This window comes from Pseudomonas parafulva, from assembly GCF_000800255.1.
Lineage (GTDB): Bacteria > Pseudomonadota > Gammaproteobacteria > Pseudomonadales > Pseudomonadaceae > Aquipseudomonas > Aquipseudomonas boreofloridensis.
The window spans coordinates 4,625,991-4,641,637 of record NZ_CP009747.1 but is presented as its reverse complement, the minus strand read 5'-3'; the positions used below and the strand labels follow the sequence as shown (position 1 = coordinate 4,641,637).

General features: G+C 64.7%; 8 protein-coding genes and 1 pseudogene. 6 read left to right on the top strand and 3 right to left on the bottom strand.

Annotated elements, in window-relative coordinates; all coding sequences use genetic code 11:
• The first annotated feature begins 5 nt into the window (after positions 1 to 5).
• Positions 6 to 770: a divergent polysaccharide deacetylase family protein gene (locus NJ69_RS20280; protein WP_039583329.1), complete on the top strand. Its 765-nt coding sequence runs from the start codon at positions 6 to 8 to the stop codon at positions 768 to 770.
• A 6-nt stretch (positions 771 to 776) separates the two neighbouring features.
• Here NJ69_RS20280 and NJ69_RS20275 read toward each other — a convergent pair whose 3' ends face one another.
• A complete protein-coding gene (locus NJ69_RS20275) occupies positions 777 to 5,432 on the bottom strand; it encodes a dermonecrotic toxin domain-containing protein (protein ID WP_039582603.1) in 4,656 nt (1,551 codons plus the stop codon).
• 153 nt (positions 5,433 to 5,585) lie between these two features.
• Here NJ69_RS20275 and NJ69_RS20270 point away from each other — a divergent pair, with 153 nt between their 5' ends.
• The gene (locus NJ69_RS20270) at positions 5,586 to 7,055 is read left to right on the top strand and encodes a trypsin-like serine peptidase (protein ID WP_039582602.1); all 1,470 of its coding nucleotides are present in this window, start codon (positions 5,586 to 5,588) and stop codon (positions 7,053 to 7,055) included.
• A gap of 4 nt (positions 7,056 to 7,059) precedes the next feature.
• On the opposite strand, the gene NJ69_RS23285 is transcribed toward NJ69_RS20270, so the two are convergent.
• Together NJ69_RS23285 and NJ69_RS20265 are read right to left on the bottom strand one after the other, a co-directional pair.
• Positions 7,060 to 7,416 carry a hypothetical protein gene (locus NJ69_RS23285; RefSeq protein WP_304484843.1) on the bottom strand — a complete coding sequence of 119 codons (357 nt, stop codon included), beginning with the start codon at positions 7,414 to 7,416 and terminating at the stop codon, positions 7,060 to 7,062.
• A gap of 46 nt (positions 7,417 to 7,462) precedes the next feature.
• Positions 7,463 to 9,006, bottom strand: a pseudogene (locus tag NJ69_RS20265) (BCCT family transporter); the annotation flags it as partial.
• A 536-nt stretch (positions 9,007 to 9,542) separates the two neighbouring features.
• Between NJ69_RS20265 and betI the strand changes: the two are divergent.
• The 4 genes from betI to NJ69_RS20245 all read left to right on the top strand — a co-directional run bounded on the left by betI (position 9,543) and on the right by NJ69_RS20245 (position 15,642).
• Positions 9,543 to 10,202: a transcriptional regulator BetI gene (gene betI, locus NJ69_RS20260; protein WP_039582598.1), complete on the top strand. Its 660-nt coding sequence runs from the start codon at positions 9,543 to 9,545 to the stop codon at positions 10,200 to 10,202.
• Between the two features lie 30 nt (positions 10,203 to 10,232).
• A complete protein-coding gene (gene betB, locus NJ69_RS20255) occupies positions 10,233 to 11,705 on the top strand; it encodes a betaine-aldehyde dehydrogenase (protein WP_029613848.1) in 1,473 nt (490 codons plus the stop codon).
• Positions 11,706 to 11,938: 233 nt separating this feature from the next.
• A complete protein-coding gene (gene betA, locus NJ69_RS20250) occupies positions 11,939 to 13,630 on the top strand; it encodes a choline dehydrogenase (RefSeq protein ID WP_029613849.1) in 1,692 nt (563 codons plus the stop codon).
• A gap of 269 nt (positions 13,631 to 13,899) precedes the next feature.
• A complete protein-coding gene (locus NJ69_RS20245) occupies positions 13,900 to 15,642 on the top strand; it encodes a potassium/proton antiporter (RefSeq protein WP_039582597.1) in 1,743 nt (580 codons plus the stop codon).
• The last annotated feature ends 5 nt before the right edge of the window (positions 15,643 to 15,647 follow it).

Below are 15,647 nucleotides of genomic sequence, written 5' to 3'. Positions count from 1 at the left end.
CCGTCATCCGCGCCCTGCTGCTGACACTGGCCTGCGCACTGGCCGGCACCGCCCACGCGGCGCCGGTCAAGGCGTTCATGAGCATCATCATCGACGACCTGGGACAGAACAGCGAACGCGACAGCCGCACCCTCGCCCTGCCCGGACCGGTCACCCTGGCGGTCATGCCCGATACCCCGCACGCCAGCGACTTCGCCCGCCAGGCCCACAAGGCCGGGCGCACGGTGATCCTGCACATGCCCATGGACCCGGCCACCGGGCCTTATGCCTGGCACCCCGGCCTGCCCATCGAGGAACTGGCGCGGCGCCTGGATGCGGCGCTGATCAAAGTGCCGTTCGCCGCAGGCGTCAACAACCACATGGGCAGTCGCATGACTGCGCAACCCGAGGCCATGGCTTGGCTGATGGGTGAGCTGCAGCGTCGTGAGCTGTTCTTCGTCGACAGCCGCACCAGCGCCGCCACGGTGGCGGCGGCCAAGGCTCAGGAAACGGGGCTGGCCCACGTTTCGCGAGATGTGTTTCTCGACGATGTGCGCACTCCGGAAGCCATCGCGGCCCAACTGCGCCAAGGCGTCGAGCTGGCGCGCAAGCAAGGCTCGGCGGTACTGATCGGCCATCCGTACCCGCAAACCTTGCAGGTGCTGGAGCGGGAAATGCCCCGGCTGGCCAGCCAGGGCATCGCGTTGATCGAGCTGCGTCAGATGATCGCCGAGCGCAGCAATCAGGCCATGCCGGCACATGGTCGGCACGGCCGATACAGCAACCGCTGAGTGTGCTCACTCGAAGGGAATGATGCCCTCGACGTCGCCCTTGCGCAGTTGCCCGCGATACACCTTGAGCACCTGGTTGCGCTTTGCCGCACGCAACTGCGCTTGTGCGCCCAGCTTGCGCTGCTCCCAGAGCTTGAGATGACCCCGGAGGAACTCGCGGTCGGCGGTCTCCTCGGCGGGGTAATGGAAATGGGCTTCCCACAGTTTCCTGCCCGTCACCCGCCGGATTTCATAAGTGTCCAAGTAATCACCATCGGACAGCGATAAACGTCGATCACGCCGCTCGATGATGAGCTCACCAATGGAATGCAGGTACTTCAAGGCATTGAGTGTCGGCGTGCGTGTGGTCAGATAAAGGGTGACCAGCAGATCGCGCTTGCTGTCCTCCAGCTCTTGGATGGCTGACTGGGCCCTCTCGATCAAGTCACCGTCCTGGCCACTGCGTGGCAACTGCGCCAGCCTGTGCTGAAGATCCTTCACATGCAGGTCGATCACCGTCGACAGCCCCAGGGGTTCATCGTGACCGAAGAACCGCTTGGCCATGTTGATGGTTGGGTTCACGCCGGCAATCAGCGCCTGCACCTGAGTGCGCAGAACCTCCGGCTGCGGTGCAGGCCCGACGGCAGGCCGTTCTTTGAGCTCATCCGCCACTTCGCGCCACTGACTGGCTTGGCGACGGAACGTTCTGAGCACATTGTCATGACTGTCCCTCTGCTGCACGACGGCTTCGCCGTCCTCCCCCGTGGCCTCCACACCCACCACATTGCGCCCGCGCTGGGTTCTGACCACCCGACGAATACCGCCGCGCGGCGCATACACCGGGGTGCGCTGGGGCACCGGCTCGCTCAGTTCGATTTCGCGGACACTGGCGCTCATCTGTTCAGTGGCCCGCGCTTTGAGCCGCCGCGCAACGTTGAGAAAAGACTGCAGCTTGTCCTGGCGAATCAGCGCCGGCTGGGTGCTGGTCAGATACTCGGCGCTGCCGATGGTTTCCTCGTAGGCCTCGATCACATCGTTGAGCACCGCCACGCGCTCCTCCTCGGACAGATCGCTGGCCGCCAGTTCGCCATGTGCGCTACCGGCGCTGCGCAAGGCGTCGCTGACCAACAATTCGTCATGGTCCGCGACCTCCTCCTCGGTAGAGCCCTTGAGGCGGTCCAGGCACAGCTCGCCAAGGTCTTCGAGCAAACGAAACTCCACATCGACGGCGTTGTGCCGCCGCTGCTCGATCACCTTGTCCAGTTCATGGTGCTTGTTGACAGGCTGGTCGTCATCGTCGCGAAAGACGATACCGTCGTCCTTGAGCGTGCTTTCCAGAAGCGCGTCGAAACGCCCCGCGTGCGCGACCAGTTCGATGCCCAACTGCTCGACGCGCTCCAGCGACGCAACCAGGCGCAGATACTGCTGCTTTTCCTCGTCGGTCTCGGGCAGGATCGCGATCGCCCGACGTTGAGCGTCGATCTCCTCATCGTTGATAAGCGTCGCCAGCAGGTTGTAGCGATGCTCGCAGGCGGCGATCAGGCCCTGGCGCAAGGCGCTGCGTTGCGTCAGCAACGCGTCAGCCACGATCTGACTGGACAGCTTCACCGAACCGGTACTGGCCAGCAGCGCCTCGTGCTCCAGGTCATGCTCGATCAGAGCCTTCAGGTCTTTCGCCAACACGTTGCGTTGTGCCCGGCGCACCTGCAGATGCAGGTCAAGCAACTCGCGCTGCCGCTCGTCCAGAGACTCCAGCGCCCGCAACTCGTCGATCTTCGCCGTGGTCTTTTCCACCTCATCCAGGTGTTTGCCAAAAGCCTGTCCCAGGCTGTTGCGCTGACCGGTCAGCTGCACGTCCTGCTCCCTTATCCGTGCTTCTGCGGCGATGTTCTCCTCGCGCTTGCGGGCAATGCGGCTTTTCGGCATACCGCCACGCAGTCGTTGCCCGACGTCGATTCGCCAGCCGGCACCATAGCGCTCTACCCAGGGCCCAGGATTGCCTTGCGCGTCGACGATGCGCACACCTTCTTCGCCCAGCGTGACGCGATAGGCATCGCCACGCAGCCCGACGTAATGTTGATCCTCGATGAGGTACAGGCCGGCGGCAGCGCCCTGTGCGAGTGGGGTCAGTCCGTCCAGCGCACGCTCGCTGCGCATGGCCTCCAACTGGCGAAGTCGTTCCGGTGGCAGCAGGTTGAATCCGCTACCGCCACTGAAGGAGAAGTCCAGCAGTGCCTGCGGCTTGGCGAGCGCGCCGGCCATGAACACCTTGCCCTGCGCAGGCGCGGGGGGGCGCTCGGTGATCGGCAGCGCCGCACCGGCTGCAAGACCGCGCATCTGGGCTGCATCTGGTAGCCTGGCCGGCACTCGCGACACTGCAGGCGCATAGGCGTGCCCTATCACCATGACCAAGTTCAACAGCATGTCGACCAAGGCCGCCGAGCGCTCGAACGCGCTGCCCTCGCGCACCGCTCGCACATCGGCACTGGCGGCATCGAACATCTGCACCAGCCACAGCACCGTCGCCACCGGGCCGCGCACCAATAGGCTGGCAACATCGAACAGCAGCCATGCGCCCTGGACCAGCAGCGCCCAGCGGCTCTCGGCGTTGGACACCGAATCGCGGTCCGCCAGGGTCACCAGCAGATCGCGGTTGGCCTGGTAGAGCTGCAGGTCCACCTCTCTGCGCCAGTAGCGCGGCCAGAACTGCACCGGTGCCACGGGCGCGGGCAGAATCGAGGTGTCGACGATCGGCGTTCCCAGGTGCGGTTCGGTGAATCCGCCGTGGTCGTAGACCGGGCGCGCCTGCGGCGGCAACCAGTCGAGCAGGCTGGCTTGCAAGTCCTTGTCTTCGCGCACGGCCTGCATCATGGCGTCGATACTCGCGAACTCGAGCACGGCGGCCTTGCCGTACAACGGCCGATAGAGGATGACGTTGTTCAGCGCCGCGTTGAACAGCACATACATGCCCTGCACCACATCGTATGCCGGGCTGTCGGGCGCACGGCGCAGGGCCAATGGCATCAGCATGCTCGCCGGCAGATTGACATCGATGCGTCCTGCGCAGTAGTCGCTGACCGCTTGCAGACTGGGTTCGCAGATCCGTCCGTGCAACCGCGCGCGAAGGGCGCTGAACAGCAGTGCGCTGCGCCACTGTCGAGCGAACTGCTGTACGCGCATCGAGTAGCCGCTCGGCTCGTCCAGTTGCGCTGCGACGTACAGTGGATAGCTGCCGCCGATGTCCACCCGCTCCACCAACGCCTTGACGTAGTCGGCGTTCATCCACGCCATGATCAACTGGCCATCGCGGTGTCGGATGGCAGTGATGGATGCGCCTTGCAGCGACGCAAGATTGGCGATGGCGAACTGGGTCAGGCTGACACTGCGCCGTTCCAGCGTCCCGTCGCCCGTGCCGGCACCCGCCCCGCCTGGCACGCCCCAGGCGGTGGTGAGCTCGAGCATCAGGTCGTCTGGCCAGTAATTGGCATCGATCGGGTGATCGGCCAGCAGTTGCTGGCGCAGTTGCTGGCTGGCGTAACTGTGCAGGTCCAGCACCTCGCCCAAGGCCCCAGCGCCACCGGACTCGGCCTGGGCCAGCGCCAGTTCGTACAGCGCCGATTGGCAGGCGAAGCTGTTCGTTGGACTGAGCCGGAACACGCCCGACGGTGGCACGCCTTTGATCTGTGCCTGGGTGATGTAGCCTTCGAGAAACCAGCGTGACGGGTCGGTGAGCGCCAGATACGCCTGCTCCAGTTCAGCCACGCTGCGCAGTGACAGACGGTCGAGGGCCTGCACCTGTTCGAGCATGCGCTCCTGCAACAACGCCGTCAGTTGTGCGAAGGGGTCGCCCTCAAGCACGTGGCGATGCCAGGTCAGGCCCACTCCTTCGGCGGAGGGCGCGTACTCGTCGGCCAAGGCATCGGTCAGCGCATCGAGGCCGTCGAACGCCCAGATCACGCCGGACGGGCGACACCACAGGACCACCTCAGCCTCGTCCCACTGCCCCTGCACGAACAGATCGCTGAGAAACGTGCTGCTCGTGCGGGCGTCGTGCAGCAGATCGATCTGCACCATGAACACCGTCGGCTGCTCACGTCCGCCCTTGAGCAGGCCATGAATGCACGCCTGCTGGCGCGCATCGAGGCCGTTGAGCGGCAGGTTGTACAGCAGCGCCGCGCGAATCGTTTGCTGCAGGCAGCGGTCTCGGCTAGCGCCCATGCTGCCCTGCGCGCGCCAATAATCGACCTGCGCTTGACGGAAATAGGCCGCGGTCAGCAACAGCACATCGTTGAATGGCTCGATCAGGCGCTGCAAGTCGATCTGATCGCCATCAGCCGTTTCAAACGGATCTTCGATGGCGAACAAGCGTTTGCGATCAAGCATCAGATAAGGCTCGGTGATTCCCACGATGGGGAAATCCAGCAGTACACCGTTGAGGTAGGCCTGCAGCACCACATCGACCAGCGGGCGCAAAGTGACCTGCTTGTCATCCGGGCTGGGAGTGGCCACGCTGAGCCTGTCGGCGTCGACCAGTTCGGGGCGCCGGCGGGCGACTAGCGGGTACTGCTCGACCAGCGCTAGCAGGAGTTGGCGGCTGAGCACCTGTCGCAGCGTGGGACGGCTGGCGAACTGGGCGCGCACGAGCAGGCAAAAGTCGGGCGATGAAGCGACGGTATCGGTCATGACGACGTCTCGCTGGGAACGGACCCCGACCCTAGCTCGGTGCCCACCCCGACTGGCCGTACTTATCGCTGGCATTCGATCGTCAGCACTATGTAACGCGGATGGTCTGCGCCACGGCGGCAACCTCATGGCAACCGTCCAGAGGAATTCGCCATGCCGTCACGCTCCGCCCTATCCGCATCTGCTACCTGGCTTCTGCTGGCGTTTCGCGCCGACGTCGTGGTCGCCGCCGATCCAGTGCCGCTGCTCAATGCCCAGTTGCAGAGCGTGCAGTGGAACGGTATCGGCCGCCTGAGCACCCAGCACGGCACGCATCAATGCATCGCCACCTTGCTCGACACCCGCGAGCCCTCAGGCCAGTCGTCCGGGCCTGCCTACGTGGTCAGCGCCGCCCATTGCCTGGATCCACGCAACGGCGTGGTCGCCCATGACGTGCCGGCCGAGGGCTCGGTGGCCTTCAACTATTTCATCGACACGTCCGAGCAGCGCGTCACCTTCGCGCTCAAGCAGCGGGTGTGGAGCAGCATGCAGGGCACCGACCTGGCGTTGCTCGAGCTTGATGCCAGCTTGCAGGACGTCATGGCCCAGGGTATCGAGCCCCTACGGCTGGGCGAGCGACCGGATACGGCCACGCCGGTGATGGTGATTGGCGAGCCCAGTGTGCCTGATGAGGGCCTGCGCCTGATGCGCTGCACGCAACAGCGTGCCAGCCATGCCATCGAATACCCCTGGGTCTGGCGCGACATCGAGCGCAACGACTGCGCGGGCATCGCCGAGGGCGCCTCGGGCAGCCCGGTGATCAGCGAGGACGGGCAACGCTTGATCGCCGTCATCAACAGTGTCGGGGTCGCCGATTCGACGCGCTGCGAGCGCAACAGCCCGTGCGCGTTCGATCATGCCGAAGCGTTGACCGGACAGGCGCTCAATTACGCCATGCCGGTGCAACGCTTGTCAGGCTGCTGGCGACAGGGGCGTGCAGACCTGGAAAACCCCGACTGCACCTTGCTGCCCGCTGTGCACATCGAGATCCAGGAGCGCATCGCATTCATGCGCAAGCTGGCGCTGGATGCCAACGGGCAGATCGAGGCGCCGACGTGGGGCATGACCTTCGCCCTGGACACGCCGCGCTATCGCTACAAGACCGTGCAGGATCCGAAGGCCTGCGAGGATCCGCTGCACTACAGCGGCACGATCGAGGCCGCGCAGAACCGCATCGACACACCGATTGGCACGACGCCGGGCTGGTACTTCCTGTGCTTGATCGGCGTCGAGGGCGCCGATCAGCGACCCTCGCCAGGCTTGATGGCCAACAGTCTGAGCCTGCCGGTCAATCTGCTTCCGGCTGCGCCAGTACCTGACCCGGACGTGTCGATCCGACGCCTGGAGGACGCCAGCCTGGAGGTGACCTGGACCCGCCACCCGCCGGATCTGGTGCGCTACTTCGTCAAGCGCGGCCCGCCGCAGTCGACCGATTGCGAGAACCCGTCGGGCTACCGACGGGCGCGCCACGAGGTGTATGCCTTCAAGCCCCAGCAACTGCCGTTGAAACTCTGCACCCGAGGCGAGGACATCAACGGCAGTCATTCGGCGGTACGCACCGACCATCTACTGCCTGCGCCATGACGGCTCAGCTGTAGACGCGGCCCAGCACCTGGCGGTGGCTTTCGAACTGATCCAGCACGTCGCGCACGATCTGCTCGGACGTGAAGCCCATCAGGTCGTATTCCTGGCTGCCGTCATGCAGATAGACCTCGGCACGGTAGAAGCGCTGGCGCACTTCTGCCTCGCCCTCGGGCGACGCCTCGTTCGGTGCAGCCAGATAGCCGTCCAGGCTCACTTCGTAGACGAACGGGTTGCCCTCTTCCATCATCACCCGCACGCCCATCATGTTGCGCGACTGACCGACGCGGGTCTCGACCTGGAAGCCCAGGGCGCGGAGCTGCTCAGCCGCCTCCTTGAGCGCCGGGCTGACCTGGCGGTCCATGAAGCGCTGCACCACAGCCTGGGTCGGCTGCAGTTCGAGCTGGGTCAGACGCTCGCTGAAGCCGCGACGGCCACGGGCCGCCAACTCGGCGCGCTCCTGCTCGATCGCCACGTCCTGCTTCATGGCCTTGTACAAGCCGAACATGAACAGCACCAGCACCACCGAGAACGGCAGACCGGCCAGCACCACCATGGTCTGCATGGCCTCGAAGTTGCCAGCGAACAACAGACCGATGGTCACCAGGGTGATGATCACCGACCAGAACACCACCATCCAGTGCGGCGCGTCCTCGTCCACCTGGCCGCCGGTGCAGGAAAGGTTGGCCATCATCACCGCGCCCGAGTCGGCGGGGGTGAGGAACAGCACGAAGCCGACGAACACGGCGACACCGATGACGATCTTGGCTGCCGGGAAGTATTCCAGCAGTTGGTAGATCGACATCGACGGCTGCTCCAGGGCGGTCTTGCCCAGTTCCACGGCGCCGTGGTTCATCACCAGGTCCAGCGCGGTATTGCCGAAGATCGACAGCCACGCCAGGGTGAAGCCCAGTGGGATCAGCAGCACGCCGCTGACCAACTGGCGCACGGTGCGCCCCTTGGAAATCCGCGCGATGAACATGCCGACGAACGGACCCCAGGAGATCCACCAGGCCCAGTAGAACACGGTCCACAGGCCCAGCCAGCGCTCGGACTTGCCGGCCTCGCCTTCGTAGACATAGAGGTCGAAGGTCTTGAGCACCAGGCCATTGAGGTAGTCGCCGATGTTCTGCACGAAGCCGTTGAGCAGGTGCAGGGTCTCACCGCCGAGCAGTACGAAGATCAGCAGACCGCTGAACAGCACGATGTTGAGGTTGGACAGGCGGCGAATGCCGTTTTCCACACCCGACACCGCGGCCACGGTGGCAACACCGGCCATCACCAGGATCACCACCAGCAGGTTGGTCTTGCTGTGGTCCATGCCGAACAGGTATTCGAGGCCCGAGGCCACCTGCATCGAGCCGATGCCCAGGTTGGTCACCAGGCCCAGCAGGGTGACGAACATGCCGAAGATGTCCACGGCGTTGCCCGCCGCACCCTTGACCCAGCGTTCACCCACCAGCGGGTACAGCGCCGAGCGCAGCGCCAGCGGCTGGTTGTGGCGATAGGCGAAGTAACCCACGGCCAGGCCGACCAGGGCGTAGATCGCCCAGCCATGCAGGCCCCAGTGCAGGAAGGTCAGTTGCAGGCCCTGACGCGCCGCTTCCAGGCTGGCGGGCGTGCCTTCGGGCGGGTTGAAGTAGTGGTCCAGCGGCTCGGACGCGCCGAAGTACAGCAGCGAGATGCCGATGCCGGAGGAAAACAGCATGCCGGCCCAGGCGCCATAGCTGAAGTCGGGCTGGTCGTCCTTGCCGCCCAGCTTGAGCTTGCCGTAGTCGGAGAAGGCCAGGTAGATGACGAACAGCAGGTAACCGCAGATCACCAGCATGTAGTACCAGCCGAAGCTGCGTGTCAGCCATTGCTGAGCGACGCTCAGCACCTGACCGGCGGTTTCGGGTACAGCGATAAGCAAGGCAGTCAACGCGAGGATCAGCAGCGCAGAGGTGTAGAACACCACGCGGTTGACCCGAACCCTCTCGGCGGGGGGCTTTGTCAGGGAGGCAGAACTCATTGCACGAATGCTCCGGGCAGTGCGGCGGTGGAGGCTAATTTCAGTCTTGTCCCGAGCAATTGGTGGAATCCCCCCACTGCGTCAGGTGTTATAAAAGCACCTTGGAAACCGTGAACCCGAACCGAATCGCTGCAAAAAAACAGAGTGGCTGGCCGGATTTCAGCACGATCATCCGCGTGGGATGCGCGCATCTGTCGCAGTTCGCCGGACCCGCTCCAAAGGTCTGCCGCACGGTCGATGACCGCCCGGCGGGATCTGTCGCTGCACCATTCCTACCCGCAAACGCCCTGTATCACGGGGGTTTCACGATTTCCTGGGGTGTCAATCCGTGTCGCTGGAGCAGCCTCAAAAGCTGTCAATGGCACAAATTGTCGCAGAGCTTATTCTTTATTGATTGAACGTTCAATCAAAACAAAATAGACTGGCCCTCGCCGAGTCGGAGGCGTCTCGTCCGCTCGCAGGCCTGAGGAGATAGCACGATGCCCAAGGTCGGTATGCAACCCATCCGCCGCCAGCAGTTGATCGAAGCCACGTTACAGGCGGTCGATCAGGTCGGACTGGGAGATGCCAGCATTGCGCTGATTGCCCGTTTGGCCGGCGTGTCCAACGGCATCATCAGTCACTACTTTCAGGACAAGAACGGCCTGATCGCAGCGACCATGAGTTACGTCATGAAGATGCTCAGCGAAGGGGTCAGCGCACGCCGCGAGGCGCTGCATGAAGACTCTCCGCGAGCCCACCTGCAGGCGATCATCGAGGGCAACTTCGATGCCAGCCAGGTGAACGGTCCGGCCATGAAGACCTGGCTGGCGTTCTGGGCCTCGAGCATGCACCAACCGTCCTTGCACAGGTTGCAGCGGATCAACGACCACCGCCTGTACTCCAACCTGTGTTGTCAGTTTCGCCGCGTCCTGCCGCTCTACCATGCGCGCAAGGCAGCTCGCGGCCTGGCGGCCCTGATCGATGGTCTGTGGCTGCGCGGCGCGCTGTCGGGCGATGCGTTCGACACGGAACAGGCGATACGCATCGCCTACGAATACATGGATCTACAACTGGCTAAACAGCACAACCTGGCTCCCCAGGCCGCTGCACAACCGCCCGCGACCGCTGCCCTGAAGGCAGGCGCACGAGGCGGCTAGCCAATCACACACTGCACTTGCGAGGATTCTATGGCCCGTTTCGGAACGCAAAAACTCTACATCGATGGCGGTTATGTCGACGCTGCCAGCGACGCCACCTTCGAAGCCATCAACCCGGCCACCGGCGAAGTGCTGGCCCACGTCCAGCGTGCGACCGAGGCTGACGTCGAGCGCGCCGTCGAGAGCGCCGAGCGGGGCCAGAAAGTCTGGGCCGCGATGACCGCCATGCAGCGTTCGCGCATCCTGCGCCGCGCCGTCGACATCCTGCGCGAGCGCAACGACGAGCTGGCCATGCTGGAAACCCTGGACACCGGCAAGTCGTACTCCGAAACCCGCTACGTCGACATCGTCACCGGCGCCGACGTGCTGGAATACTACGCTGGCCTGGTGCCCGCCATCGAAGGCGAGCAGATCCCACTGCGCGAATCGTCCTTCGTCTACACCCGTCGCGAACCGCTGGGCGTGACCGCTGGCATCGGCGCGTGGAACTACCCGATCCAGATTGCCCTGTGGAAATCCGCACCAGCCCTGGCCGCCGGCAACGCGATGATCTTCAAGCCGTCGGAAGTCACCTCGCTGACCACCTTGAAACTGGCCGAGATCTACACCGAAGCCGGCCTGCCGGACGGCGTATTCAACGTGCTGACCGGCAGCGGCCGCGAAGTGGGCACCTGGCTCACCGAGCACCCACGCATCGAGAAAGTCTCCTTCACCGGCGGCACCACCACCGGCAAGAAGGTCATGGCCAGCGCTTCGAGCTCCTCGCTCAAGGAAGTGACCATGGAGCTGGGCGGCAAGTCGCCGCTGATCATCTGCGCCGACGCCGACCTGGACAAGGCCGCCGACATCGCCATGATGGCCAACTTCTACAGCTCGGGTCAGGTGTGCACCAACGGCACCCGCGTGTTCATTCCTGCTTCGCTCAAAGCCGCCTTCGAGGCCAAGATCCTCGAGCGCGTCGCGCGCATCCGCGTCGGCAACCCGGAAGATGACAACACCAACTTCGGTCCACTGGTGAGCTTCGCCCACATGGAAAGCGTGCTGGGCTACATCGCCAAGGGCAAAGAAGAAGGTGCCCGTGTGCTGTGCGGCGGTGAGCGCCTGACCGACGGCGCCTTCGCCAAGGGCGCCTTCGTTGCACCGACCGTGTTCACCGACTGCCGCGACGACATGACCATCGTCAAGGAAGAGATCTTTGGCCCGGTGATGAGCATCCTCAGCTACGAGACCGAGGAAGAAGCCGTACGCCGCGCCAACGACACCGAGTACGGCCTGGCCGCCGGCGTGTGCACCAACGACCTGAGCCGCGCCCACCGCATCATCCACCAGCTCGAAGCCGGCATCTGCTGGATCAACGCCTGGGGCGAATCGCCGGCCGAAATGCCGGTCGGTGGCTACAAGCAATCGGGCGTTGGCCGCGAAAACGGCGTCAGCTCGCTGGCCCAGTACACCCGTATCAAGTCGGTCCAGGTCGAACTGGGCGGCTACACGTCGGTCTTCTGACAGACAGCCGCGAGCGGCTAGCTGCAAGCTGCAAGAAAGAGCCGGTCGGCGATAGCCGCCGGCCCTTGCAGGCAACGCGCAGCCGTAAGTCCTTAGCGGCAAGCTGCAGGGAACGTGAGGCGCGTATCGCCTCACCGATCTTGCAGGACCCAATCAATCGCAAGCTTGGCGCGAACGCTTCTTCTTGAAGCTCGAGGCTTGAAGCTTGCAACTGCTTCCGGAGGAAGCCCCCCATGGAATACGATTACATCATCGTCGGTGCCGGTTCGGCCGGTAACACCCTGGCCACCCGCCTGACCGAAGACGCCAGCGTGTCGGTGCTGCTGCTCGAAGCGGGCGGCCCTGACTATCGCTTCGACTTCCGTACCCAGATGCCCGCCGCCCTGGCCTTCCCGTTGCAGGGCAAGCGCTACAACTGGGCCTACGAGACCGATCCAGAGCCGCACATGGATGGCCGCCGCATGGAATGTGGTCGCGGCAAGGGCCTCGGTGGCTCGTCGCTGATCAACGGCATGTGCTACATCCGCGGCAACGCCATGGACTTCGACGGCTGGGCGAAGCTGCCAGGCCTGGAAGACTGGACCTACCTCGACTGCCTGCCCTACTTCCGCAAGGCCGAAACCCGTGACATCGGCCCCAACGACTACCACGGCGGCGAAGGCCCGGTCAGCGTGGCCACGCCCAAGGCCGGCAACAACCCGCTGTTCCACGCCATGGTCGAAGCCGGCGTGCAAGCCGGTTACCCGCGCACCGAAGACCTCAACGGCTACCAGCAGGAAGGCTTCGGCCCGATGGACCGCTCGGTGACCAAGAACGGCCGCCGCTCCAGCACTGCCCGTGGCTACCTGGATCAGGCCAAGAAGCGTCCCAACCTGACCATCGTCACCCACGCCCTGAGCGACCGTATCCTGTTCGAAGGCAAACGCGCCGTCGGCGTGACCTACCTGGTCGGCGACAGCGAAGAGCGCGTGCAAGCGCGTGCACGCAAGGAAGTGATCGTCAGCTCCGGCGCCATCGCCTCGCCGCAACTGCTGCAGCGCTCCGGCGTAGGCCCCCGCGCCCTGCTCGACAGCCTCGACATTCCCGTGGTCCACGAACTGCCGGGCGTCGGCGAGAACCTGCAGGACCACCTGGAACTGTACCTGCAATACGCCTGCACCCAACCGGTGTCGCTGTACCCGTCGCTGCTGTGGTGGAACCAGCCGGCCATCGGTGCCGAGTGGCTGTTCAACGGCACTGGCATCGGCGCCAGCAACCAGTTCGAGGCCGGCGGTTTCATCCGCACCCGTCCTGAGTTCGAGTGGCCGAACATCCAGTATCACTTCCTGCCGGTGGCCATCAATTACAACGGCTCCAACGGCGTGAAGGAGCACGGCTTCCAAGCGCACATGGGCTCGATGCGCTCGCCGAGCCGCGGCCGCGTGCAGGCCAAGTCGAAAGATCCGCGCCAGCATCCGAGCATCCTGTTCAACTACATGGCCACCGAGCAGGACTGGCAGGAATTCCGCGACGGCATCCGCCTGACCCGCGAGATCATGGCCCAGCCGGCGCTGGATCCGTATCGGGGTCGTGAGATCAGCCCGGGCGAGCACGTGCAGACCGACGAGGAACTGGACAAATTCATCCGCGAGCACGCCGAGACCGCTTTCCACCCGTCGTGCTCGTGCAAGATGGGTACCGACGACATGGCGGTGGTCGATGGCGAAGGCCGCGTGCACGGCATGCAAGGCCTGCGCGTGGTAGACGCCTCGATCATGCCGATCATCATCACCGGTAACCTCAATGCCACCACGATCATGATCGCCGAGAAAATCGCCGACAAGATCCGCCAGCGCCAGCCGCTGCCGCGCAGCACCGCCAAGTACTATGTGGCCGGCGATGCTCCGGTGAAGGGCAAGGCGATGCGCGAGGTGAAGCAGGGCTAAGCGCGCCCACACAGGTTCTGCGCAGTGCTCTGAAACGGCGCTGCTGCTGATCCCTACAGGGAACCTGTGGGAGCGGGCTTGCCCCGCGATGAGACCCGCCGCCACACCGCAGCACCCACGAAAGGCACCTCGACGGTGCCTTTCGTACATCTGCAGAAACGCTTTACATGCCGCCAATTCATCAGGTTAGAATCGATTGGCACGCGACCTGCTAGTTCTATTCAGCACTACCACGTCTTCATCCCCGCGAAGTCCCGGAGTACCTGCCTTTGGATGCCAGTACCATCAACAGCCTGTTCCTGATCGGCGCACTGCTGGTGGGCGCAAGCATCCTGGTCAGCTCGCTGTCTTCGCGCCTGGGCATTCCCATCCTGGTCATCATCCTCGCGGTCGGCATGGTTGCCGGCGTGGATGGCGGCGGCATCATCTTCAACAACTACCCGACCGCCTACCTGGTGGGCAACCTGGCCCTGGCGGTGATCCTGCTCGACGGCGGCCTGCGCACACGGGTGGCAAGCTTCCGCGTGGCTTTGTGGCCGGCGCTGTCGCTGGCCACGGTCGGGGTGCTCATCACCACCGCGCTGACCGGCATGGTCGCCGCCTGGCTGTTCGACCTGAGCTTGATCCAAGGCCTGCTGATCGGCGCCATCGTTGGCTCCACCGACGCTGCCGCGGTGTTTTCGCTGCTCGGCGGCAAAGGCCTCAACGAGCGGGTGACCGCCACCCTGGAGATCGAGTCCGGCAGCAACGACCCGATGGCGGTGTTCCTCACCGTGACGCTCATCGACATGATCGCCAGCGGCCAGACCGGCCTGCACTGGAGCCTGCTGACCCACCTGCTGCGCGAGTTCGGCATCGGCGGCCTGCTGGGCCTGGGCGGCGGCTGGCTGATGCTGCAACTGGTCAACCGTATCAACCTGGCCGGTGGCCTGTACCCGATCCTGGTGGTGGCGGGCGGCCTGGTGGTGTTCTCGCTGACCAACGCCCTGCATGGCAGCGGCTTCCTCGCCGTCTACCTGTGCGGCCTGGTGCTGGGCAACAAGCCGATCCGCAGCCGCCACGGCATCCTGCACATGCTCGACGGCATGGCCTGGCTGGCGCAGATCGGCATGTTCCTGGTGCTCGGCCTGCTGGTCACCCCGCACGACCTGCTGCCCATCGCCTTGCCCGCCCTGGGCCTGGCGCTGTGGATGATTCTCGTCGCCCGGCCGCTGTCGGTGGTCGCTGCGCTGCTGCCGTTCAAGGCCTTCCATGGTCGCGAGAAAGGCTTCATTTCCTGGGTCGGCCTGCGGGGCGCGGTCCCGATCATCCTGGCGGTGTTCCCGCTGATGGCGGGCCTGCCGCAGGCGCAGTTGTTCTTCAACCTGGCGTTCTTCATCGTGCTGGTATCGCTGCTGGTGCAGGGCACCAGCCTGCCGTGGATGGCCAAGCTGCTGAAGGTCACGGTGCCGCCGGACCCGGCGCCGATTTCCCGCTCGGCGCTGGAGGTGCACATCACCAGCGAATGGGAGCTGTTCGTCTATCGCCTCGGCGCGGAAAAATGGTGCATCGGCTCGCCCCTGCGCGAGCTGAGGATGCCCGAGGGCACGCGCATCGCCGCGTTGTTCCGCGGCCAACAGTTGCTGCACCCGTCCGGCAGTACCGTGCTGGAGGTCGACGACATGCTCTGCGTGATCGGCCATGAACACAACCTGCCGGCCCTGGGCAAACTGTTCAGCCAGGCGCCCCAGCGCGGCCTGGACCTGCGCTTCTTCGGCGACTTCGTGCTCGAAGGCGATGCCGAACTGGGCGCGGTGGCCGCACTGTACGGTCTCACGCTCGACGGCCTGGAGGCGTCCACCCCGCTGGCGCAGTTCATCCGACAGAAGGTCGGCGGCGCGCCCATCGTGGGCGACCAGGTGGAATGGCAGGGCACGATCTGGACGGTGGCGACCATGGACGGGAACAAGATCCAGAAAGTGGGCGTCAGATTCCCCGAAGGAACCCGACCCGGACCCGGTCTGTTCCTCTAAACTCC